Below are 22,167 nucleotides of genomic sequence, written 5' to 3' on the forward strand. Positions count from 1 at the left end.
CGCAAAGACTAGGTGTAGACATCACTTTGTGGGGCGATGGAGGGGAGAACAGGAATGGGAACCATGACAAAGCCGCAATTCAAGGGCAAACGTTACCGTCTGGACAAACCGGAGCTCCTAGCTCCGGCCGGTAATTTGGAAAAATTAAAATTCGCAGTACATTATGGTGCGGATGCTGTTTATATCGGAGGGCAGAAATACGGTTTGCGTTCAGGGGCAGACAATTTCAGCTTTGAGGAAATGCGTGAAGGTGTTGAATTCGCGAAGAAGTATGGCGCTAAGGTATTTGTTGCAACGAACATTTATGCTCACAATGAAGATGTCGCAGGGATTGAAGAATATCTGCGTAACCTTTATGAAGTCGGTATTGCTGCCATTATAGTAGCTGACCCAGTCATTGTAGATACAGCGCGCCGTTTAGTACCTGGATTAGAGGTGCATTTGAGTACTCAACAATCTACACTAAACTGGCAAGCTGTATCCTTCTGGAAAGAAGAGGGTCTACCACGTGTAGTACTCGGGCGTGAGACAAGCCTGGAAGAGATCGCCGAGATTAAGAAGCATGTCGACATTGAAATTGAGAGCTTTATCCATGGTGCGATGTGCTCCTCATACTCAGGTCGCTGCGTATTATCCAATCACTTTACAGACCGTGACTCCAATCGCGGAGGCTGCTGCCAGTCTTGCCGCTGGAAATATGATCTGTTCGAGGATACGCGTCCTGAAGGCACTTGGGTGTCTGAAGAAGATCAAGCTGAAGTGCAATCTCCGGCACCTTTACTTCCGGGTGTAACTCAGATTCCACTGCATCAGCAAGGGGATAATCCCTTTTCCATGGGATCTAAGGATTTGTGCATGTTGGAAAGTATCCCTGAACTCATTGAAGTCGGTATCGACAGCTTCAAGATCGAAGGACGGATGAAGTCGATTCACTATGTAGCTACTGTCGTTAATGCTTATCGTAAAGCCATTGATGCTTACATGGCTGATCCGGAAGGGTACGAGTTGAAGCAAGAGTGGCTGGACGAGCTAAACAAAGCGGCGAATCGCCCGCTTAACACAGGGTTCTTCTATGATACTCCGGATCATGAAGATCATATCTATGAACCGGAAGAAAAAGCAGCTCCTTATGATTTTGCCGGACTTGTGCTAGAATACGATGCTGAGAGTGGAATGGCACTAATTCAGCAACGCAATCACTTCAAGCCTGGTCAGGAAGTTGAATTCTTCGGACCGAATGATACGTTCTTTAAGCAGACTGTAGCGGAAATATGGGATGAAGCAGGCAACCCGCTTGATGTAGCCCGTCATCCTCTGCAACGTGTTCGCATGAAGGTAGATCAACCAGTAGCATACTTTGATATGATGCGTAAGAGAAAATCTTAATAGGATACAGGGATGTTCTTTGTTAGAAGAGCATCCCTGTTTTTCTTTTGACAAAGCTAACAATAAGTTATATATATTAGTAACTAACAAATAAATCCAAGAAGGAGGGCAGAACGAACGAAGTTTTTTTGCCTCAAAATACATAGGTTAAAAGTTATAAAAAAAGTGTATTAAAGCTAAGAAAAAAGACCTAATATACCGATATATAATATAGTTAGCGCTTTCATATGTCCTCTAATATTAGCGGGTAGATGATCATGATGGGGATCCTGATCAAGATAGTATTAGTGAAAAGCATAAAGAGAGAAGGTTAGAGATGAAGAAAAATAATAAGAAATCCGTAAAAGTACAGAGCAATGAAGCAAGCACAGGTAAGACATCAAAGCTAGATGCTAAGAATATGGTGTTGGGTTGGGGAAGCCAAATCAAGAGAGTGAATCCTATTAAATCCGTCGGAGTGAAGTTATTTCTAATCTTCCTATGCTCCACTGTAATCGTAGTGATGTCACTTGGACTAATATCATATTCAAAGGCAAAAACAACGATAAAGAATAACGTATCCGAAGCTTATCGTCAGACTATTATTCAGACTGCGGAGAAGCTGGATATTACCTTGAAACAGTATGAGAACCTGGCATTGCAGCTTTATTTTGATGCACAAACGCAAACGGATCTTAGGACTTTGGTGAATGCAAAAACGTCTTATGAGAAGTTTGAAGCTACAAGCTCCATTAGTAAGAAATTATCCAGTCAGACTACAACAGATTCTAATATTATCAGTGTTTCTTTGATTCCAGAGTCACCTGATCAAGATATTGTTACAAGTGGTAGTGGTGGCATTAATCTTGATGGATTAAGAGAGCAAGAATGGTATAAGACGGTTCTAGCCAGCACCAAAGAATATAATCCATATTATTCAGACGGTGACAAAGGCGGTGCCAAAAATATTTGGTTCTCCACTTCCGTTCAAGGAAATGCAGAAAAGGATATCGCTATGGTGAGATCTCTTAAAAATCTGGGATCAAATGATAGTTACATAATCATGATTGTAATGAAAAATACACTGTTGGAAGAAGCTTTCGCAAGCGTGAAGCTTGGAGACGGCTCCCGTATTCAATTGGTGACTCCTGATGGAACAGTGGTGGCTTCTACCGATCAGAAGGATGAAGGAAAGCCATCGGAGTTTACTTTTATCAAAGAGAGCAAGAAGAATAACACTAGTCTAGATGTCAAAGATTCTAACGGCAAACCAATTCTGGCGGTGTTTAATCCGATGATGCGTGCGGATTGGAAGCTCACCGGTGTAGTTCCTACAGACGAGCTTGTGAAGGAAGCACGTCCGATTCTGTTGACAACTTTTATTGCAGCTGCGGGTGCGGCTCTGCTGGCGATATTCATCGGAATTTGGATGGTTCGTATGATTGCTCGCCCACTGGCACGTTTGAAGAATCTTATGGTTCAAGGTGCAGGTGGAGACTTAAGTGTACGCACAGAATATGTGTCTAAGGATGAAATTGGGCAACTGTCAGCATCCTTTAACTTGATGATGGAGCGTATTACTGAGCTTGTATCGCAAACAACAGAAACCGCTCGAGATGTGCTGGAGACCGCTGGGGAGCTTGGAGATGCATCGCGCAAGACAGCTATCTCAGCGAAGGAGATCGCAGCCGCGACGGAAGAAATCGCCGGAGGAGCAGGCAGCCTGGCACTTGAAGCCGAACGTGGGAATGAGCTTACAGATGTGATAGCTACACAAATGCAGACTGTGATCAGTGCCAACTCTGAGATGGACGAGGCTGCTCGTGGGGTAGGAGAAGCCAGTGCGCAAGGTGCTAAACAATTAACGGATTTATTGGATCAGACTAGCCGTACTGGGGAAAAGACAAGTGCGCTTGTAGAGCGTGTTAATCATTTGAAAGAAACGGTATTCTCAGTAATTAAGGTGCTGGACGTGATGAAGAGTATCACACAGCAGACGAATATTTTGTCATTAAATGCGACGATAGAAGCTGCACGTGCAGGTGAAGCTGGTAAGGGCTTTATGGTGGTAGCAGGTGAAGTGCGACAGCTTGCCGACCAATCAAAGCAGTCTATCGCCCTAGTAGCCGGAATTACCGACAAGATCATAATGGAAATGAACGAAACGGAAGCTGTATTATCTGAAGTGGCCCCTCTCTTCAAAGAGCAAATAAGCTCAGTGAAGAGTACGAGTGATATCTTTGTATCCGTAAAGGGACAGATGGATGAGTTCATTACTAGTCTGGAATCGGTGACAACAGCGATCAGCAGCTTAAATCATTCACAGGTTGTGTTGTCAGAAGCGATGGGTAACGTAAGTGCTGTAGCTGAGCAATCTTCAGCGACTTCCGAAGAAGTGGCTTCACTCAGTAACGAACAGCAAAGTGTTAGTGATCAACTCGTTTCACTATCAGGCAAGCTGGAAAGTGCTTCAGGACAGTTGAAGGACAAGCTGTCATTATTCACTATAAAGTAATAGGATCCCTTATTAATCATTATATGGTCTTCCTAACAAAACCGCTTCTTCGCTATGAGGAAGCGGTTTTGTTATTGTATAAAGTAGAACTTCCCCGTATAATAATTTTGTTAGGTAATTGATAATAACAAGTTAGTAAAAAGGTTTAAGGAGAAGGACCCTATGAAAGGTAAACGCATCTTTGGCTGGTGGTCCGCTATCGGGGACATGAGCATGGAACGCAAGCTGCTCCTCGTCTTTTTAATCATTATTACGCTTCCGCTAACCTTTATTAGTGTGTTTACTTATAAGAGTTATTCAGCTTCTATTCAGGGCAACACTATTGCTTATTCTGAGAAGCTAATCGATCAAATGATGGATGGAGTAGATGATTACATCGAAGATATGAAGCGAATTTCATCTATGCCAGCCTATGTGAACGATATTAAACAAAATTTAATTCGTTCAAACCGGTACTATGAGCAGAAAGAGATCATGGGTGGGAAGGGAGGCAGTGCCTCATTGTCGCCTGGAGATTTTGATCTGTTGCTATCCATTCAGCGGGGAATAGAAGGTAATATTTCATTTATTAACAATATTAAGCGAGGCGCGAACACGGTTTATATTTTTGATGCTCATGGGAATGGTTATTATTCTGCCAAGGATGGTGGAGTGCGGCTTGACCTTGATCAAAGCTATACGTACTGGAGTCAGCAGACGAAGGATTCCAGCGGAGAAGCACTCTTGTTTGGTACCCAATCGTTTACGAGTAATTTGCAGAGTACTCGATATGCTTTTACTGTTGTTCGCAAAATCGTGGATGGATTGTTAAATCCGATTGGGCTGATCGCGGTAGAAGCGAATATTAGCAATCTGGAGAATCGAGTTAAAGAGTTGGATAAAGTAACACATGGCCAATCTCTGATTGTTGATGGAAATGGGATGGTCGTGTACGACAGCAATAAAAAGCTTCTTGCCACAGATGTATCTGATTCAGAGCGATTCAAAAGGGTCGATGGGATATCCGGAAGTTTCTATGATACAGTCAACGGAAAAGAATTTCTGAATATCTACTCAAGCTCTAACAAGACCAATTGGAAGGCCATTATCTCCATTCCTGTGGATGTGCTGATGCGGGATGTGAAGGTGACCCGTAATGCAACTCTCGCTGCTACATTAAGTATCATTGTGCTGGCGTTAATTATCTCCATTATTCTATCCTTTGCACTAACAAAATCACTATCGCAGATGATTCTCCTGATGAAAAAGGTTCAGGGCGGCGATCTAGATGTGATGTTTAGGGTTAGACGGCGTGACGAGATTAGTCTGCTCGGGCATCAGTTTAATCGAATGTTGGCTCGAATCAGACAGTTAATTCAGGATATCTACCGAATTGAAGAACAGAAGAAGGAAGCGGAACTTCACGCTCTGCAGAGTCAAATTAATCCTCATTTTATCTATAATACGCTGGAGTCGATCCGGATGACCGCTGAGCTTAATGATGATATTGAAGCTGCGGATATGATCTCTATTTTAGGTAAACTGCTACGGTATAGTACAAGTGATTTGAGCGGTAAAACGACTATGCAGCAAGAGCTTGGATATGTGCGCAATTATGTTGAGCTGCTGAATTGTCGCTACCCTAATCGTTTCGTGCTGGAGATCGACGTGCCGAATGCTTTAGATAATTACTCTATTATCAAGCTGGTCTTCCAGCCGATCATAGAGAATGCAGCCTATCATGGCTTAGATGATAACAAACCGCAAATGCATCTAAGCATTCGTTGCGAGATTACTGAGCAAATGCTGCTGTTTCATATTAAGGACGATGGCTGTGGAATGGATAAGCTCACTTTGGAGAAATTGAACGAAGGGCTGCAAAAAGAAAGTCCTCCTAAGAAAAGTATCAATGGGGGGATTGGTATGAAAAATATACAGCAACGAGTGCGCCTTCATTATGGAGCGGCATATGGAATTGAGGTATACAGTGTGCTTGGACAAGGGACGGATGTTATTTTGTCGCTACCGCTGCTGGAACCGGAAATGATTTGATTACCTGACTGAAATCAGAGGGGGCTGTCCGTTGAAGGGGATGAGATTACACTGGTCTATGCGTACCGTACTGCTTCTTCTCTTTTTGATATCAATAAGTGGCTGTGAGGACAACACCAAGCAGACGGAATCACCAGCACCTCCAGTTGGAAACGAAGTGAAGTCTGACTTATCCGGCACTATAGTCATGATGACCAATCGAATAGATTTGATTGAGAACGGAACTTTTCAAGGATACGCAGATCAATTCAAGCTAAAATACCCCGGGGCGAATGTCGAATTTGAAGGTCTGTCCAACTATGCAACGGATATTCTGGTACGGCTGTCCACTAAGGATGCGGGTGATGTACTGCTACTTCCGGTAAATCTCCCTGCAAAGGAGCTGGATTATTTTTTCGAGCCGCTGGATGAGGAAACAACTGCTGGTGAACGGTTCCCTTCTTTTTCTACTTATGAGGGCAAAAGATATGGGGTATCGACGGGAACTACCACGGTTGGGATCGTCTATAATAAGAGAGCTTTCGAAAAAGCAGGGATCACTTCTGTACCACGGACACTAGATGAATTCTATGAGGCTTGTGCTAAGTTGAAACAGGCTGGAGTTATCCCGCTATATATGAATTATGGGGCAGTTTGGCCACTGCGTGAATGGGGGAATACTCTAGTTAACTATATGGCAGGCGACCCTGAATATCTTAATAAAATGGTAAATGAAGATAGCCCGTGGCAGCTTGATAATGAATGGGGGAAATCGATTTCTATTGCCAGAACCCTAATATCTAAAGGTTATGTTGAAGATGAACTATTCTCGAACAATTGGGAAATATCGAAGACTAAGCTCGCCAAGGGTCAAGCAGGGATGTATTTAGTTGGAAATTGGACCATTAGACAAGTCTTTGATGTTGGAGCTTCGCCAGAAGATATTGGATTCTTCCCATTTCCATATGATAATAGTGACTCTCATTATGCGCCGATCAATTCAGACTGGTTCATGGGGGTAAGTAAATATAGCAAGAATAAAGAGCTTGCAATGGCTTGGCTGAACTTTTTTGTGAAGGAGACTTCCTATAAAGATGATTGGGGATTTCTCCCTGCTGACGGCAGCTTAAACCCTTTTATGCCGCAGTATCAAGAGTTTTTATCTTACAAACCGAAGCTGCTTGATCCCACAGTTCAGAGTGATGCATTCATTGATATCGCAAATCGTGCCAAGCTATCCTTTTGGTCCGGTGATTATATTCAGGAGTTACTTGCTGCACCTGATTTACAGAAGGCTTTTGATGAACTGAATGCCAAATGGAAGGAAGCGCGAGCGGAAACACAGGTGGCTTCACAGCCTTAAATATATAAGTACATAAATTTCAAGTAAATCTGGAGGGTTTAATATGGCTAAAAAGGTCACTATGCAAAAAATAGCCGATCATCTCGGTGTATCTAAATTTGTTGTCTCTAAGTCACTATCGGGTAAAGCTGGCGTTAATGAGATGACCAGAGAACGAGTTATTCAAGCGGCTTCGCAGTTAGGCTATTTTACGCAAAAGAACGCTTTTGTCCAAGGTATTAAACGAACGCCTCCGGTGGCGGGAAGTGATCGGAATAAGCAATCTGTGCTTGTATTAATGCCGAATATCCGCTCACAGACTCAGGATTCCTTGTATTGGGGAAAGATTGTGGACGGTATTGCTCTTGCTCTGGATCAAGAAGGACTAGGAATGGTGATCATCTCTGAGAACCGTGCAGATAATTTTGTTAATATCTTGAACCCAAGCGGAATTCTTGGTTTGGTAGGTGTGGGTGAAATCTCCACTTCTTTACTGCTTGAGGTACATCGCATCGGTCTGCCGATGGTGTTGATTGACCATGAAGATCCATTAATTCCAAGTGATACTGTATTCGCGAACAATGTGGATTCGATGGCTCGGCTGACTAATCATTTGATGGGGACAGGCCATACCCAAATGCATTTTATCGGGAATATTGGATTCTCACGCAGCTTCCGTGACCGGTGGATTGGCTTTCGGAGTGCGCTGGAGGAGAGTGGGATAAGACTGCCTTTGGAAGACGACTCAAATCTCTTTTTGGAAGGGGTGGAGGAAGATGTATTCCAAGAGGATTTTAAAAATTGGGTGATGAAGCGGAAAAAAGCGAAGACACTCCCAACCGCCTTGGTCTGCGCCAATGACAAAACAGCACTCTCGGTCAGTGATATCCTGAAGGCAGAAGGTGTTAATATTCCAGGGGATATCTCGGTTACGGGCTTTGATAATATTGAGGATGCCTCAAGAGGTGTTCCGCCGCTAACTACTGTACATGTCCCTAAAGAGGCGATGGGCCGGGCGGCAGTGGAGAAGCTGCTAAGCCGGATTGGGCATCCCTCTGCGCCACTGGAGAAGATCCTGATCGCAGCAGACATAGTGCATCGTGATTCTGTGGATAAACCGCACGACTAGAAATTAGTTTTACAAATATATAATGGTGAAGGTAGTTTAGGGGGAAATGCTATGACTGAAGCAAATACAATGCCAAAGATAGATGGCGAGCATATTATTCTGCGTGCTGTAGAAGCGACCGATCTGGAGGCTTATTATAACTTTTTACTTGATGAGGAGATGGGACGTCTAACGGGGTCACAAGGAGAAATCTCTCGCAAGCAAACTGCGGACTGGATTCGAAAAATTAGTGTTCCAGCTGAGGATCGTGTGGATCTTATGATTATCGTCAAGGAAACGGATGAGCTTATCGGAGAAGTGGTGCTGAATGAAATAGATCCGGATAACCGCAGCGCAAACATTCGAATTGGGATTCGTAGCCATGAACATAGAGGGAAAGGTTACGGTACTGAGGCTATGACTCAAATGCTGCAATATGGCTTTGAAAGCTTGAAGCTGCATCGCATCCATCTTGGTGTGTATCCATTTAATCCAAGAGCCATTCATGTCTATGAGAAGCTCGGTTTCAAACGCGATGGTGTGGAGCGGGATGCTCTTTATGTTGATGGAGAATTTCATAACTTGATTTTGATGTCTATGCTGGAGGATGAATACCGGGCTTTGTATGAGACAAAGTGAGATCGAAGGTGATCGGGAATGACGAGAGAGGCTAGGCTAGAGGTCTATTTACGCGAGCTAGAAGAAAAATTATTAAAGCCAGAAATTCGTTCTTCTCCTGAAGAAATATCAAAGCTGCTCGCCGACGATTTTTTTGAAATTGGTAGTTCGGGTGGAACGTGGTATAAAAGTGATGGTATTCCTGAAGAAGGACTAGGAATTGTTCGAATGACACTGAGTCATTTTGAGCTACATCTGGAGAATGGAAGATGTATTTCCATCAAGGTACACCTGCCCGTGTCTAGTAAGAAGAAAAAAAGCGTTCTCAGTAGAAACTTTAACTGAGGACGCTTTTTTTTCTGTATAAGTTTAAAAGCCAAACCCTACAGTGCCAAATTACGATCAATGAGAGCGATACGTTGCTGTACACAAGCATATGAGCGAAGCGGATCCTCAGGAGTGTTCAGCACGTAATCTAACATTTGGTCAACGGTAGTTGTAGCTACATGGATGCGAGTATCGGAGGAAGCGTAGTAAATGTAGATCTCACCGTTATCACGTGCAATCACACCATTACAGAACACGACGTTAGAGACATCCCCGACACGTTCTTCACCGTCTGGTGCGATGAAATGACCGCCTGGTGAATGCGTGACTTTGTTTGGCTCCTCCAAATCAGATAAAAAGGCATAGAGCACGTATCTAAGCCCAGCAGCGGTATTGCGTACACCATGAGCAATATGCAGCCAGCCTTTTGCAGTTTTGATAGGTGCAGGACCTTGACCATTCTTTACTTCCTTGATGGTATGGTAGTGGCGTTCATCCATGATAGTCTCGCTCGTAATCTCGGCATCCTCAATGGTATCCGAGAGTCCCCAGCCAATACCGCCACCGGAGCCTGCATCAATAAAGCCATCCTGTGGGCGAGTGTAGAAGGCATATTTTCCATCTACGAATTCAGGGTGAAGCACCACATTACGCTGCTGAGCAGAACTCGTCTTAAGATCAGCCAGACGTTCCCAGGTCTTCAAATCCTTTGTGCGAACAATACCACATTGTGCTACTGCGCTGGAAAGATCGCCGTGTGGGGCGTTTGGATCTTTGCGTTCTGTACAAAAGAGACCGTAGATCCAGCCATCTTCATGGCTTACGAGGCGCATGTCGTAGACGTTGATATCCGGAACTTCTGTCTCAGGCAGCACGACTGGGTGATCCCAGAAGCGGAAGCCATCCACCCCATTGTCACTTTCAGCTACAGCAAAAAAAGATTTGCGATCATTACCTTCAACGCGGGCTACGAGATAGAACTTGCCGTTCAGTTCAATCGCACCAGGGTTGAATACACCGTTTACACCGATTCTTTCCGCGAAGAAAGGGTTGGTGTCTGGGTTGAAGTCGTAACGCCAGATTAGGGGAGCATGCTCAGCGGTAAGCAGTGGATAAGCATAGCGGTCATAAATACCGTTTCCATAAGGAAGCTTTTCATTTTTACGGGTGATCAGTGTTTCATAACGATCTGTTAATTGTTGTTTGCGTTCTTGAAATAATGACATTATACAGTCTCCTTTATAGTTGATTTCAGTCGTGCGATCATTTCGAAGCAGGCTCTGCTGTTATGATAAGGACATTTCCAGGCACTAACCTTTGGAGCATGAGCTAAAGGCTGGTAATTCTCATCTACACTCCAGTACCATTCGCCTAACTGGTGATCTACCATATATTTATCAATAAAAGTCCAGGAGGCTTGGGCAGCCTCGTTAAATTTGCTGTCACCGGTCAGCTGATAAGCATTATAGAATCCTACAACCGCCTCGGCTTGCGGCCACCAATCTTTCTCTTTGCTCAGTAATCCGTTCGTGTCTGCTTCATTCCATATTCCGCCGTCGTTATCTATGCCTTCCGCAAGAACGGCCTCTGCCATGGAGATGGCTACTGTATGTACACGATGCAGTAGTTCTTCATGTCCAAGCGTTTCTGCTGCTTCCACAAGTAACCAGCTACCTTCGATATCATGTCCGTAGGAGATAATATCTGATTTCACAGTCCATGCTTCATCTAAGAAAAGATGGAAATGCTTCCCTTCCTTATCAATGATATGATCCAGCATTGTTTCGATTAGCTCAGCCAGCTTGCTCTCTAGTTCCTTTGACTTCCATACTCGAAAAAGTCCGGTATAAGCCTCTAACACATGCAGATGCGTATTCATAGATTTTTTCTCATTCATATCCTTACTGCTAAGACTTAGGTTATCCGTGATTTGCCATTCCCGGGATAAAGCTTCAACATAACCTTTATATATAGAATCATAGCCGTATTTCTCTACAAGCTGGAACAATTGAATCGCTTCATCCAATACCTCAGATCGTTCGGTCGCATGGTAGAACTCAGCCAATGCGTAGATAGCAAAAGCTTGGCCGTAGATCTGTTTTTTCTCCTGAGCAGGTTTGCCTTCAACATCGACCATCCAGTATAATCCGCCATACTCTTTATCGATGAAGTGATCCATCAGATAGGCATAGGCACGTTCTGCCATAGCCAGATATTCTGTCTTGCCGTAAATCCGGTAAGCGCTCGCAAAGGACCATAGAATACGGGCATTAAGCACAAGGCTTTTCTCCGCGTCAGGACTAGTGTTCAGCTGATTGTCAATCTCACCAACAAATCCCCCATTGATTTTGTCCTTCGTTTGTTTCATCCAAAAACTGAGGATATTACCCTGCAGCTCATCTTCAAGCTGAGTAATCCATAATTCTGGTGAATTAATCATTGGTTATTAGTCACTCCTCACATTACTTATTGATTTTTGAGGTGAAATATTCGTTGATAATCCCTGCGGCTTGCTTGCCATACATACAATAATCATCATTCTGAGCAGCTTCATGAATGGGATAAAGATGAGTAGGCCAGTCCCAGAGCATAAAGCCCTGAACCCAATCTCTGCGCTCACAGCCTTGAAACATTGCCCGATAGAACTTGCTTTGTTCCTCTTGGCTCGGTTCACCCTTTAAGGTCCAATCATTAGGAATCGCGGCGCTTCCGCTCCGGCTTGGGCAACCGGCTTCCATGAAAAAGAAAGGCTTATTCTGTGATCGCACTACATTCTCAATGCGGTCGAGCTGAGCTTCCCAATCGTTAGCTGGATAATACCCACTTGAAGAAATCACATCGAGCGCATCCCACCAGGTTATGTTGTCCTCCTGATACTTATCGCAATTGTAAGTAAGAATTCCTGAGTAAACCTTCCGAACCTCAGCAATAAGTGTGCGCCATTCAGTTTCCCGCCTATCCGTTTGTACAAGCTCACAGCCGATGCATAACATCTCACAGCCTGTTTCCTCAGCGATGGAGGCATAGTGCAGAATGAATTTGGTATATGAGCTGAACCACTCAGACCATTTAGGCTCGCAAGGAACATCCTTATCGAAAAAGTTAATGTGAGCACGCCAAGTTCCGTCAGCACAATTAACAATCGGCTTCAGGCATACCTTTAACTGTAATGATTTCGCTTTACTGATGGCCGATTTCACTTCTTCATCACTAACGGTTGGAGTTTCCCAATAGGGAATTTCCGTTGAATGAGCGGTAGCTTGAAGCGCACTAAGAGCAATAGCTGTCCAGTTCGCTCCAGTAACTGAAGACATGAGTTCCATCGAACGTTCCGCTTCTTCTGTTTTCCATGAACCACGAGTACCCGAGAAACCCCAGGTTACACCTGCAATGTATTCGTTGTTAAATCGCATCGAGAATCCCCACCTTACATTGAAAATAGAAAAGAGAAAAATTAGCAAATCTTAATTTTGTTATATAGTTATTATTAATTTGTTAGTTTATAATAACAACTTAATTTAGTTATATACTTTTTCGAAGATGATTTCAAGGACAATTTATAGTTGCGGCTGGGAAAATTGAATAACTTTCGTTATAGTAAAGACAAGACTATAAATGAGCGCAATCCTACATTGACGTAATACATGGGGAGAATACTATTCGTGATGATAGCGCAATCATAATAACTGGCCGATACAACTGGAGGGAAGTACTCAAATGATAAATATTATGATTGCGGACGACGAGGAAGTCATTCGCAGAGGGCTTGAAAAAATCACATCCAGGATGGAATTAGACGTACATGTAATTGGATCCTACGGAAACGGGTTGGAAGCTTGGGAGCATATTGAAAAGTTATCCCGAGAGGATATGGATCTGCTTATTACTGATATAAAAATGCCTAGAATGGATGGTTTTAAGCTAATTGAACAGGTTAGAGGACAGATGGAGGATATGCCTATTGCTGTCCTTAGCGGGTTTAGTGAATTTGAATATGCCCGCCGAGCAATCCGTCATGGGGTGATGGATTATTTATTAAAACCGATTGATAAGACTCAGCTATATGAACTGCTCAAGAGAGTAGAGGGTGTGAAGAAAAAGAATGTCAAAGAACAGGAGGAGATGTTCTCTCAAGCGGCAGACGGTGGAGAGCATTATGTAGTTGAACAGACTAAGAGCATACTGGAGAGGGAGTATGATCAGAACTTCGAACTCGAGCGCTTGGCGGAGACCGTCGGTATGAATGCGAGCTACCTCAGCCGTTTGTTCAAAATAAAGACGGGACTTACCATAACCGATTATCTAATTCGGATTCGTATTACTAAGGCGAAAGAATTGCTGATGGAGCATCCTGACCTGAAAAATTATGAAATTGCCGATAAGGTAGGTTATAGTGATCCTGTTTATTTTAATAAATTGTTCAAGAAAATGTGTGGTATGACACCTAAGGATTATAAAAGCGGCTGTAAAATATCGAAAATGGAACGAGAGTTTTAGACTTATATAGGAAGCTATTATTTAAGAGGGCGATAAGCTCTCTTTTTTTGTGGTTATTTTCGATAAATTATATAACAGAATATAAATAACGAAAACAAAAATAACAAATACAAGACCAGAAAAAGCAATTCAAACCATCGTTTTGCGTTGAAAATAGATTTATAATGAGTATGTAAGCGATATCATCACTTGTTTTCATGAGTAATTCAATAATTGTGGAATTGATAAATACTCATCTCAACTATTCGTGATGATAAAAGTTATTATTTTGTTATTTACTAAAAATTAGATTTGAAACGAAGAGAGGGGTCGTAAAAGCATGAAAAAAGGCAAAACAATAGTGAGCTTAATGGCACTGACACTTGTTGCGGGATTGTTTAGCGGTTGTTCCTCAAACAACAACTCCAACAATGAGGGTGCAAAGAACACAGGGAATAAGGGGACATCCACAGAGGCTTCTTCAGCTCCAGCTGAGGATACGGCAGCCAAAGATATTAAAGGGGATATTACAGTAATTACGCAAAGAACGGATATTGTTGATACCGTATTCAAAGAGTATGCGGCTAAGTTCAACGAGAAGTATCCTGATGTAAAGGTAAACTTTGAAGCGCTTGCTACTTACGAAGATCAAATTAAAATTCGCATGAGCACTAGTGACTATGGCGACGTTCTTTTGTTACCTACTAGCATAGCTATTAAAGATATTCCCGATTTCTTCGAACCACTAGGTACGCTCGAAGATATGCAAAAACAATATACAGGTGTGGAAGAGCGTGCAGTAGACGGAATGGCTTACGGAATTCCAATGACCATCAACTTTAACGGCATTATTTACAACAAACAAGTCTTTAAAGATGCCGGGATTACAGAGGTTCCAAGAACGCCTGAACAATTCTTAACTGCTCTGCAATCTGTTAAAGACAAAACAAAAGCTGTACCGTTGTACACAAACTATGCAGCAGGTTGGACATTGACCCAATGGGAGGCGGATCTGGCTACAGTAGCTGGTAACCGTGATTATGTGAACATTGGTCAAGTTGCTAGTGATGACAACTATGTTCCAGGTCAACCTCACTATGAGCTGTACAAAATTCTATATGATGCAGCGCAAAAAGGTTTGATTGAAGAAGACCCAACGACAACAGATTGGGAATCTTCCAAAGCGGATCTGGCAAACGGAAAAATCGGCACGATGGTTCTTGGATCTTGGGCGATTGGTCAAATTAAAGGCCTTGCTACTAATCCTGATGACGTTGGCTTTATGCCATTCCCTACGAATGCAGATAAAGTGCTTGTACCACTAGCGGGTGACTACAATCTGGGTGTCAGCGTTCATAGTAAAAACAAAGAAGCTGCTAGAGCTTGGGTGGATTGGTTCATTAACGAATCTGGCTACCCAACGACTGAAGGTGGCGGTATGAGCCCAGCTATCGGTGCTGAGCTTCCAGAAATTCTGAAACAATATGAAGGCACTGAAGTAACCTTTGATACACTTGCAGCTGCTAAAGCCGGCGAAGAAGGCTGGTCTGATGAAATTGACAAGCAAGCTGAAATCGGTGCTTGGCAGCCAGACTTCAAGAAACGCATTATTGAAGCAGCAATTGGCAACAGAAAAGAATCCTATGATGACATCATGAAAGACCTGAATGACAAGTGGAAGGCCGCTCGCGCGAAAGTCATAGCTCAGTAACATCTATAAGCTTTTAAATGCTATAGGCGGTAGTGGATGTGGGAGGGGATTTGCTAACAGGCATTTCCCCCTTCACATTTAAATGAGTCATAAATAAATGAGGATGCTTTTTCTGGAGGTGTATCGGGTGTTCAAGTTTTCGAATTTGAGTTACAAAAATCAACGGATTGCCATCATATTCTTGTTCTCATTAGTGCCGATCGTATTACTACTCACGTTTGCTTATTATCCAGTCATCAGTATGTTTCGATACAGCTTCACCAGCTGGAATGGACTAAGTAAAAATATGGAATACGTTGGGCTGGAGAACTACAAGACTATTTTTACGAAACCGGAGTATTTTTCCGTATTTAAGGTCAGCTTGTATTATTTCTTCACCACCTTTATTCAGATGGCGCTTGCTTTATATTTTGCGACCATTCTGAGCTTTAGCGTTCGCATGAAAAATTTGTTCAAAGGGATTTTGTTCTTCCCAACCTTGCTAAATGGTGTAGCCATCGGTTTTATCTTTCTGTTCTTTTTCAAACCAGATGGAACGCTAGACACGATTCTTAACCTGCTCGGACTTAGTGGTTTACAACAGAAGTGGCTGCTCAATCCGAATTTGATTAACTTCTCACTTGCAGGTGCGTCACTGTGGAGATACATGGGGATGAACTTCCTGATCTTCCTTGGGGCTATCTCCTCGATCGGTTCGGATATTTATGAAGCCGCTGAGATTGATGGTGCAAACAGATGGCATCAGTTTATGCATATTATTTTGCCAAGTATTAAGCGTATTCTGCAATTGAACTTGATCTTAGCGGTTAGTGGCGCCATTGGTGTATTTGAAATTCCATACGTCATGACAGGCGGATCTAACGGAAGTAGCACATTTGTTATTCAGACAGTCGATGTAGCGTTCAAATATAGCAAAGTTGGATTAGCGTCAGCGATGGCCGTAGTTTTGCTAGGTATCGTTATAGTAGTTACTATTTTGCAGCGCGTTCTGATCAAGGAGGAGAAATAAACTATGCATTCAGTAAAATATACCACTGCTAGTATATTCAAATATCTCACCTTGATTTTGGGAGCACTAGCAGCATTGATACCTATCGTAGTTGTATTTTTTGCCTCATTAAAAACAGGGCCAGAATACGCTTCAACCGGACCGTTAACACTGCCAGAGAATTGGCTGAATTTCTCCAACTACACTAAGGCTTTTGTTGATGGCAAAATGCTTCTTGGTTTTAAAAACACGGTCATTATCGTTGTGATCTCTATCCTGGGTGCAACGCTGACGGGTTCGATGATGGCTTATATTTTATCCCGCTTCAAATTTAAAGGCAGTAAAGTCCTCATCAGTATGTTTCTGATTGCTACCCTGATTCCGGGTGTTACTACGCAAGTAGCGACTTTCCAAATCATCAATCACTTGGGCTTGTTTAATACCAGATGGGCACCCATCGTAATGTACCTCGGTACGGATATTATCGCTGTATATATTTTTATGCAGTTCCTGGATTCGATCTCCGAATCACTGGATGAATCCGCGATGCTGGACGGAGCTTCTTATTGGACGATTTATTGGAGAATTATTTTGCCATTGCTGAAGCCGGCGATTGTGACAGTAATTATTGTGAAGGGCGTAAATATTTATAACGATTTTTACACGCCTTTCCTATATATGCCGAAAACAGATCTCCAAACGATCTCGACAGCACTCTTTAAGTTTAAAGGTCCATATGGATCACAGTGGGAAGTCATATGTGCGGCGATTATGATCGCAATTATTCCGACATTGGTTGTGTTTACCGCGCTGCAAAAGTATATCTACAATGGATTTTCGCAAGGTTCAGTAAAGTGAGTTAGTAGATTTAATAACTTTATTAGATAAAATAGCAACTCGATAGGTTGCATACATTTGGAGGGAATACTAATGAGTGAAGTGAAATTGGTAGGAGCTAGTGCAATTAACATCCCTAATATGCCTTGGCAGGATAAGCCTGCTGGCTACGAGAATCCGATTTGGAGACATAATGATAACCCGGTTATCAAGAGAAATCCTGCAAAAGGTGTGGCGCGTATTTTTAATAGTGCGGTTGCTGCGTATGAAGGTAGCTTTATCGGAGTATTTCGTGTAGAAGATAACACAACTCGCCCACATCTGCGTATGGGACATAGTGTTGACGGTCTGGATTGGAAGATTGATGATGAGCCGATCCAATTTATAGATGAAGAAGGTAAACCTTATCAGCCGCGTTATGCTTACGATCCACGTCTGGTTAAGGTCGAAGATACATTTTATATTATCTGGTGTACTGATTTCTACGGTGCAGCAATCGGTGTAGCTAAAACACAAGATTTCAAAACATTTATCAGCTTGGAAAACCCATTCCTACCCTTCAACCGGAACGGCGTATTGTTTCCAAGAAAAATCAACAATAACTTCGTGATGTTGTCCCGTCCAAGTGACAGTGGTCATACACCATTCGGTGATGTATTCCTTAGTGAGAGTCCTGACTTTGTATATTGGGGTAAACACCGCCATGTGATGAGTAAAGGTGGTCAAGGCTGGTGGCAAAGTGTCAAGATTGGCGGCGGACCTGCACCGATTGAAACTACAGAAGGCTGGTTGATGTTCTACCATGGCGTTACTGGAACCTGCAACGGTCTTGTATATAGCATGGGCGCGGTTATTTTGGATATTAATGAGCCTTCGAAGGTGAAATATCGCTCAAAGAACTTCGTATTAACACCGGAAGAATGGTACGAGGAAAGAGGTTTTGTTAATAACGTTCTTTTCCCATGTGCTACTCTGCATGATGCAGAAACCGGTCATATCGCTATCTATTATGGCGCTGCTGATACTTATGTAGGCGTTGCTTATACAACGGTTGATGAAATCGTCAACTATGTGATCGACACCCATGAAGAGGTTGGGGACGATGCGGGTTTAGGCAAAATCTAATAGGGTGAGCAATCTTTTTGGGAACAACTTTTTGTGAGAGTGAAATTGGGTAGATGCTTGGCGCTGTGTTTGGTGCTGGGTTCTGCACGTTACGCGCTCTATGTTCATTGATTTGGGCTTTTCATTGCATTCTTTGCAATAGAAACTTTCGATTTTGTCTGAAAAATAGAATCTATTGCACTCTCTGCAATGGATTTCCGCAAAAATAGATTTTATGCTCGTTTTCGCTCAAGTGATTGCACAGAGTGCAATAGAACACCGATTGACGCTCATATGGAGTGATTCTATTGCACAAAGTACACTTAAACTAACCTGTTTGGTGATGTTTAGTGTAAATAGCTGCATATTGTACACTTATCTCAGGCGATTTGCCTCGTAATCCCTGCTGTGAGCAAATTTAGTTGTATAGATTGCAATTAAATGAACAACACATATATTTTGCTGTAAATAGTTGCAGAAAGTGCAATTATCGAGCTCTTGTTATTAGTAAAACGAACGGAAAATCCGATTCAGAGGGTTTTCCGTTTCCATTATTTTTAAGAGGGAAAACCTAAAGGAGGATCTTAATATGGGAAGCGACATGACATTGTCACAATTGAAAAATTATAACGGAAGCAGCCCAAAGCCGGATGATTTCAATTCATTTTGGGAGCGGGCTTTGCGTGATCTAGACGCCCAGTCACTAGAGTATGAACTAGAGCCTGCGGAGTTTGTCAGCGAGCTGGCAGAATGTTTTCATCTCTATTTTACCGGCGTTGGCGGAGCAAGAATCCATTGTAAATATGTAAGACCGAAGAAAAGAGGGTCAGAAAAAGGTTCCGGTGTAGTGATGTTCCACGGATATTCCTGTGACAGTGGCGATTGGATGGAGAAGGTGACTTATGCGGCCCATGGGATTAGTGTCCTTGCGATGGATTGCCGGGGACAGGGCGGACTTTCCGAGGATAATCTAACTGTAAAAGGCACAACCATTCGTGGACATATTATTCGCGGCATTGACGATCCTAATCCGCACAACCTTTACTATCGTAATGTGTTTCTGGATACAGCGCAGACTGCTCGAATATTGATGTCTATGGAAGAAGTTGATCCAGCACGAGTAGGTGCTTTTGGTTTATCTCAAGGCGGAGCGCTTACTGTAGCTTGTGCAGCATTAGAGCCGCGTGTGAGCATGGCCGTTCCTGTGTATCCGTTTCTTTCAGATTATAGACGGGCTTGGGAGCTTGATATTACTACTTCAGCTTATGAGGAAATTAACTATTATTTCCGCTTTTTTGACCCCCATCATTTACGTGAAGACGAGATTTTTAATAGACTGGGTTACATCGATATTCAGAATCTCGCGGAGCGAATTCAAGCCAAAATGTTGTGGGTTACAGGGTTATCCGATGTGATTTGTCCACCTTCAACGCAGTTTGCCACATACAACAAAGTACTAGCGCCCAAAGAGCTTATGGTTTATTATGAGTACGGACATGAGTATTTGCCATATCTTTCCGATCGGGTGTTACAAATGTTCATGACCTTGTAAACGATAAGCCAGTAGGCATAACAGACGACAACGGTGGTGAATGATTAGATGAAAGTACAAGTGAAAAAAGAAAAAAGACGGTTCCAGCTGCATCCATCCAAATCCATTGGGGTGCGGCTTTTTCTCATCTTCTTTGTTTCGACGATGGTGCTCGTGCTCTCGCTTGGCTACACTTCCTATTCCGTAGCAGAGCATACGATCGAGACTAATGCGCTGTCAGCCAATCAACAGACAGTCGTTCAAACCGCTGAGAAGTTTGATGTGGAATTGTTACGTTATGAGGATGGTCTAGGAAGAATCTTGTACGACAATGAAATTCAAAATGCACTCAAACAAGGGAATAATCCCACTACAAGTAATGAGGAACGTAAGGTACTGTCTAATCAGGTTAGTGCGGAGCTAAATGATTGGCTCACTGCTTCAAACGGTGTGGAAGCCGTATACCTTATTCCGATGAATGAAGGTTTTCCAATTTCTTCGGCGGGTACAAAAGATAATGCTTTTATTGAGAGTTTCAAAGAATCCTCATGGTTTAAGCAGCTAGTGGAGAAGCCGCAGAGTGTATGGATTCCACGTGAGTTACAGGGCCAGGAAGGAAATACGTCAGGTGTTTTCCATTTGGCTAAATCGATTGCCGGTGATTCTAAAAGCTCGGGATACATAGTCATTAGTGATATCAGAATTAGCGAATTAGAAAATCAGCTTCGTAAAGTAGATCTTGGAGCAGGCTCCTACATGCAATTGCTGACGAATAAGGATGAATTGATTGCCTCTTCTCAGCAAGTGGGGACGGATACATATTTGAATCTGGGAGGAACGCTTCTGGGGGGGCTGCAGAATACAGCAGGGTCATTGCCAACAAAGGATGAGAAGGGGAAATCTATATTAGCTGTCTATGGAACACTAGAAACCTCGGGATGGCGATTACTTGGTGTTGTACCCGCTGAGAACTTGACGAAAGACGCGCTGCGTATTCTCAAGACTACCTATCTTATCGTAGCTGTAGCGGCAGTTATCGCGATTCTGATTGGGTACTGGATGGTAAGAATGGTATCTCGTCCGTTGACCAGACTTAAGAATCTGATGTCTGAGGGAGCCGAAGGGAATCTAGGAGTGCGTACGAATATCACCTCACGTGATGAAATCGGTCAGTTATCCAGCTCTTTTAACATGATGATGGAACGGATAACAGAGCTGGTTATTCATACGAATGAAACCGCTCAGAAGTTACTGGAAACCGCCGATGAGCTTAGCGGTGTATCACGTAAGACAGCTGATGCAGCCATGGATATTGCCGCGGCCACGGAAGAAATTGCGGGTGGTGCTGGAAGTCTAGCCTTGGAAGCTGATCGTGGCAATGAGTTGACGGGGCAAATTTCGGTACAGATGGATTTAGTCAATTCAGCTACTCACGAGATGGATCATACTGCACACAGCATCGGCGAACTCAGTGAGGAAGGTTTCAACAGATTGAAAGAATTACTTAATGAGACGAATAGGACGGGCCTGAAGACGAATCAGCTTGTGATGAAGGTTAACGAGCTGACAGAAACGGCATCTTCCGTTATGAAGGTTCTTAATGTGATGCAAAATATTACTCAGCAGACGAATGTCTTGTCTCTGAATGCCACCATTGAAGCAGCAAGAGCAGGCGAGGCTGGACGCGGATTCATGGTGGTAGCTGATGAAATACGCCAGCTTGCTGATCAATCGAAAGAGTCTATTGCTGTTGTGGCAGAAATAACAGATACCGTAATGAGAGATATGAACGAGACAGTTGTGGTTCTATCAGAAGTTGCACCGCTTTTTAATCAGCAAATGACCTCCGTGCAGAGCACTAGCGATATCTTCGTATCTGTACAGGATCAGATGCAGCATTTTATCGCACGTCTGAATGCTGTAACTGTGTCGATGGACAGCCTGAGCCAATCGCAAAAGGTTCTATCCGATTCGATGAGCAACGTAAGCTCAATAGCTGAGGAATCATCAGCTGCATCTCAAGAGGTTGCCTCACTCAGTGGAGAGCAACAAAGTGTAAGTGATCATTTGGTAGAGCTTTCTTTGAAGCTGGAGGATGCATCCTTGCAGTTAAAGGAGAAATTATCGAAGTTCAGCGTGTAGAGTAGTCTTAACAGAATACTAAATTAAAGAACCGCTTATTCCTTTAGGAGAAGCGGTTCTTTGTTTTGAGCGGCATGAAGCCAGTATAAAATA

At 43.1% G+C, this 22,167-nt stretch carries 17 protein-coding genes; 14 read left to right on the plus strand and 3 right to left on the minus strand.

All coding sequences use genetic code 11. From position 1 onward, the window contains the following. Nucleotides 1–54: 54 nt before the first annotated feature. The 7 genes from ACN6MV_RS08240 to ACN6MV_RS08270 all read left to right on the plus strand — a co-directional run bounded on the left by ACN6MV_RS08240 (nt 55) and on the right by ACN6MV_RS08270 (nt 9,303). Nucleotides 55–1,386 carry a peptidase U32 family protein gene (locus ACN6MV_RS08240; protein WP_076120858.1) on the plus strand — a complete coding sequence of 444 codons (1,332 nt, stop codon included), beginning with the start codon at nt 55–57 and terminating at the stop codon, nt 1,384–1,386. Between the two features lie 316 nt (nt 1,387–1,702). Next, nucleotides 1,703–3,880 (plus strand): methyl-accepting chemotaxis protein, encoded by a 2,178-nt coding sequence (locus ACN6MV_RS08245; RefSeq protein ID WP_419886128.1) that lies wholly within the window; start codon nt 1,703–1,705, stop codon nt 3,878–3,880. A 162-nt stretch (nt 3,881–4,042) separates the two neighbouring features. Beyond that, nucleotides 4,043–5,911 (plus strand): cache domain-containing sensor histidine kinase, encoded by a 1,869-nt coding sequence (locus ACN6MV_RS08250; RefSeq protein ID WP_419886129.1) that lies wholly within the window; start codon nt 4,043–4,045, stop codon nt 5,909–5,911. A gap of 40 nt (nt 5,912–5,951) precedes the next feature. Next, nucleotides 5,952–7,253: an ABC transporter substrate-binding protein gene (locus ACN6MV_RS08255; RefSeq protein ID WP_419886728.1), complete on the plus strand. Its 1,302-nt coding sequence runs from the start codon at nt 5,952–5,954 to the stop codon at nt 7,251–7,253. A 43-nt stretch (nt 7,254–7,296) separates the two neighbouring features. After that, nucleotides 7,297–8,361, plus strand: a complete 1,065-nt coding sequence (locus tag ACN6MV_RS08260; protein WP_419886130.1) for a LacI family DNA-binding transcriptional regulator — start codon at nt 7,297–7,299, stop codon at nt 8,359–8,361. A gap of 51 nt (nt 8,362–8,412) precedes the next feature. Beyond that, complete coding sequence (locus ACN6MV_RS08265; protein WP_042125490.1) at nt 8,413–8,979, plus strand: GNAT family N-acetyltransferase; 567 nt, start codon at nt 8,413–8,415, stop codon at nt 8,977–8,979. Between the two features lie 18 nt (nt 8,980–8,997). Next, nucleotides 8,998–9,303: a nuclear transport factor 2 family protein gene (locus tag ACN6MV_RS08270; protein WP_052414518.1), complete on the plus strand. Its 306-nt coding sequence runs from the start codon at nt 8,998–9,000 to the stop codon at nt 9,301–9,303. 38 nt (nt 9,304–9,341) lie between these two features. Here the strand turns inward: ACN6MV_RS08270 and ACN6MV_RS08275 are convergent, their stop codons facing one another. Genes ACN6MV_RS08275 through ACN6MV_RS08285 form a run of 3 tightly spaced genes read right to left on the minus strand, consistent with a single transcriptional unit; the run spans nt 9,342 to nt 12,698 of the window. Further along, nucleotides 9,342–10,511, minus strand: a complete 1,170-nt coding sequence (locus ACN6MV_RS08275; protein WP_197069758.1) for a glycosidase — start codon at nt 10,509–10,511, stop codon at nt 9,342–9,344. Next, the gene (locus tag ACN6MV_RS08280) at nt 10,511–11,725 is read right to left on the minus strand and encodes an AGE family epimerase/isomerase (RefSeq protein ID WP_419886131.1); all 1,215 of its coding nucleotides are present in this window, start codon (nt 11,723–11,725) and stop codon (nt 10,511–10,513) included. Before ACN6MV_RS08280 ends, ACN6MV_RS08275 begins: the two co-directional genes overlap by 1 nt. Nucleotides 11,726–11,747: 22 nt before the next feature. Beyond that, a complete protein-coding gene (locus ACN6MV_RS08285) occupies nt 11,748–12,698 on the minus strand; it encodes a glycoside hydrolase family 113 (RefSeq protein WP_419886132.1) in 951 nt (316 codons plus the stop codon). Nucleotides 12,699–13,002: 304 nt separating this feature from the next. Between ACN6MV_RS08285 and ACN6MV_RS08290 the strand changes: the two genes are divergently transcribed. The 7 genes from ACN6MV_RS08290 to ACN6MV_RS08320 all read left to right on the plus strand — a co-directional run bounded on the left by ACN6MV_RS08290 (nt 13,003) and on the right by ACN6MV_RS08320 (nt 22,074). Then, nucleotides 13,003–13,782 carry a response regulator gene (locus ACN6MV_RS08290; protein WP_419886133.1) on the plus strand — a complete coding sequence of 260 codons (780 nt, stop codon included), beginning with the start codon at nt 13,003–13,005 and terminating at the stop codon, nt 13,780–13,782. A gap of 319 nt (nt 13,783–14,101) precedes the next feature. Then, on the plus strand, nt 14,102–15,472 hold the full coding sequence (locus ACN6MV_RS08295; RefSeq protein ID WP_419886134.1) for an ABC transporter substrate-binding protein: 1,371 nt from the start codon (nt 14,102–14,104) through the stop codon (nt 15,470–15,472). A gap of 127 nt (nt 15,473–15,599) precedes the next feature. Further along, nucleotides 15,600–16,481: a sugar ABC transporter permease gene (locus ACN6MV_RS08300; protein WP_341111404.1), complete on the plus strand. Its 882-nt coding sequence runs from the start codon at nt 15,600–15,602 to the stop codon at nt 16,479–16,481. Between the two features lie 3 nt (nt 16,482–16,484). Continuing rightward, a complete protein-coding gene (locus tag ACN6MV_RS08305) occupies nt 16,485–17,318 on the plus strand; it encodes a carbohydrate ABC transporter permease (RefSeq protein ID WP_042186110.1) in 834 nt (277 codons plus the stop codon). 72 nt (nt 17,319–17,390) lie between these two features. Further along, a complete protein-coding gene (locus tag ACN6MV_RS08310; RefSeq protein WP_042125506.1) occupies nt 17,391–18,422 on the plus strand; it encodes a glycoside hydrolase family 130 protein in 1,032 nt (343 codons plus the stop codon). A 568-nt stretch (nt 18,423–18,990) separates the two neighbouring features. Beyond that, nucleotides 18,991–19,953: an acetylxylan esterase gene (locus tag ACN6MV_RS08315; protein ID WP_419886135.1), complete on the plus strand. Its 963-nt coding sequence runs from the start codon at nt 18,991–18,993 to the stop codon at nt 19,951–19,953. Nucleotides 19,954–20,001: 48 nt separating this feature from the next. Then, nucleotides 20,002–22,074 (plus strand): methyl-accepting chemotaxis protein, encoded by a 2,073-nt coding sequence (locus ACN6MV_RS08320; protein WP_419886136.1) that lies wholly within the window; start codon nt 20,002–20,004, stop codon nt 22,072–22,074. Nucleotides 22,075–22,167: the final 93 nt, after the last annotated feature.

Origin of the sequence: Paenibacillus sp. B-A-8 (genome assembly GCF_048572915.1) — a bacterium.
Taxonomy (GTDB): domain Bacteria; phylum Bacillota; class Bacilli; order Paenibacillales; family Paenibacillaceae; genus Paenibacillus_AQ.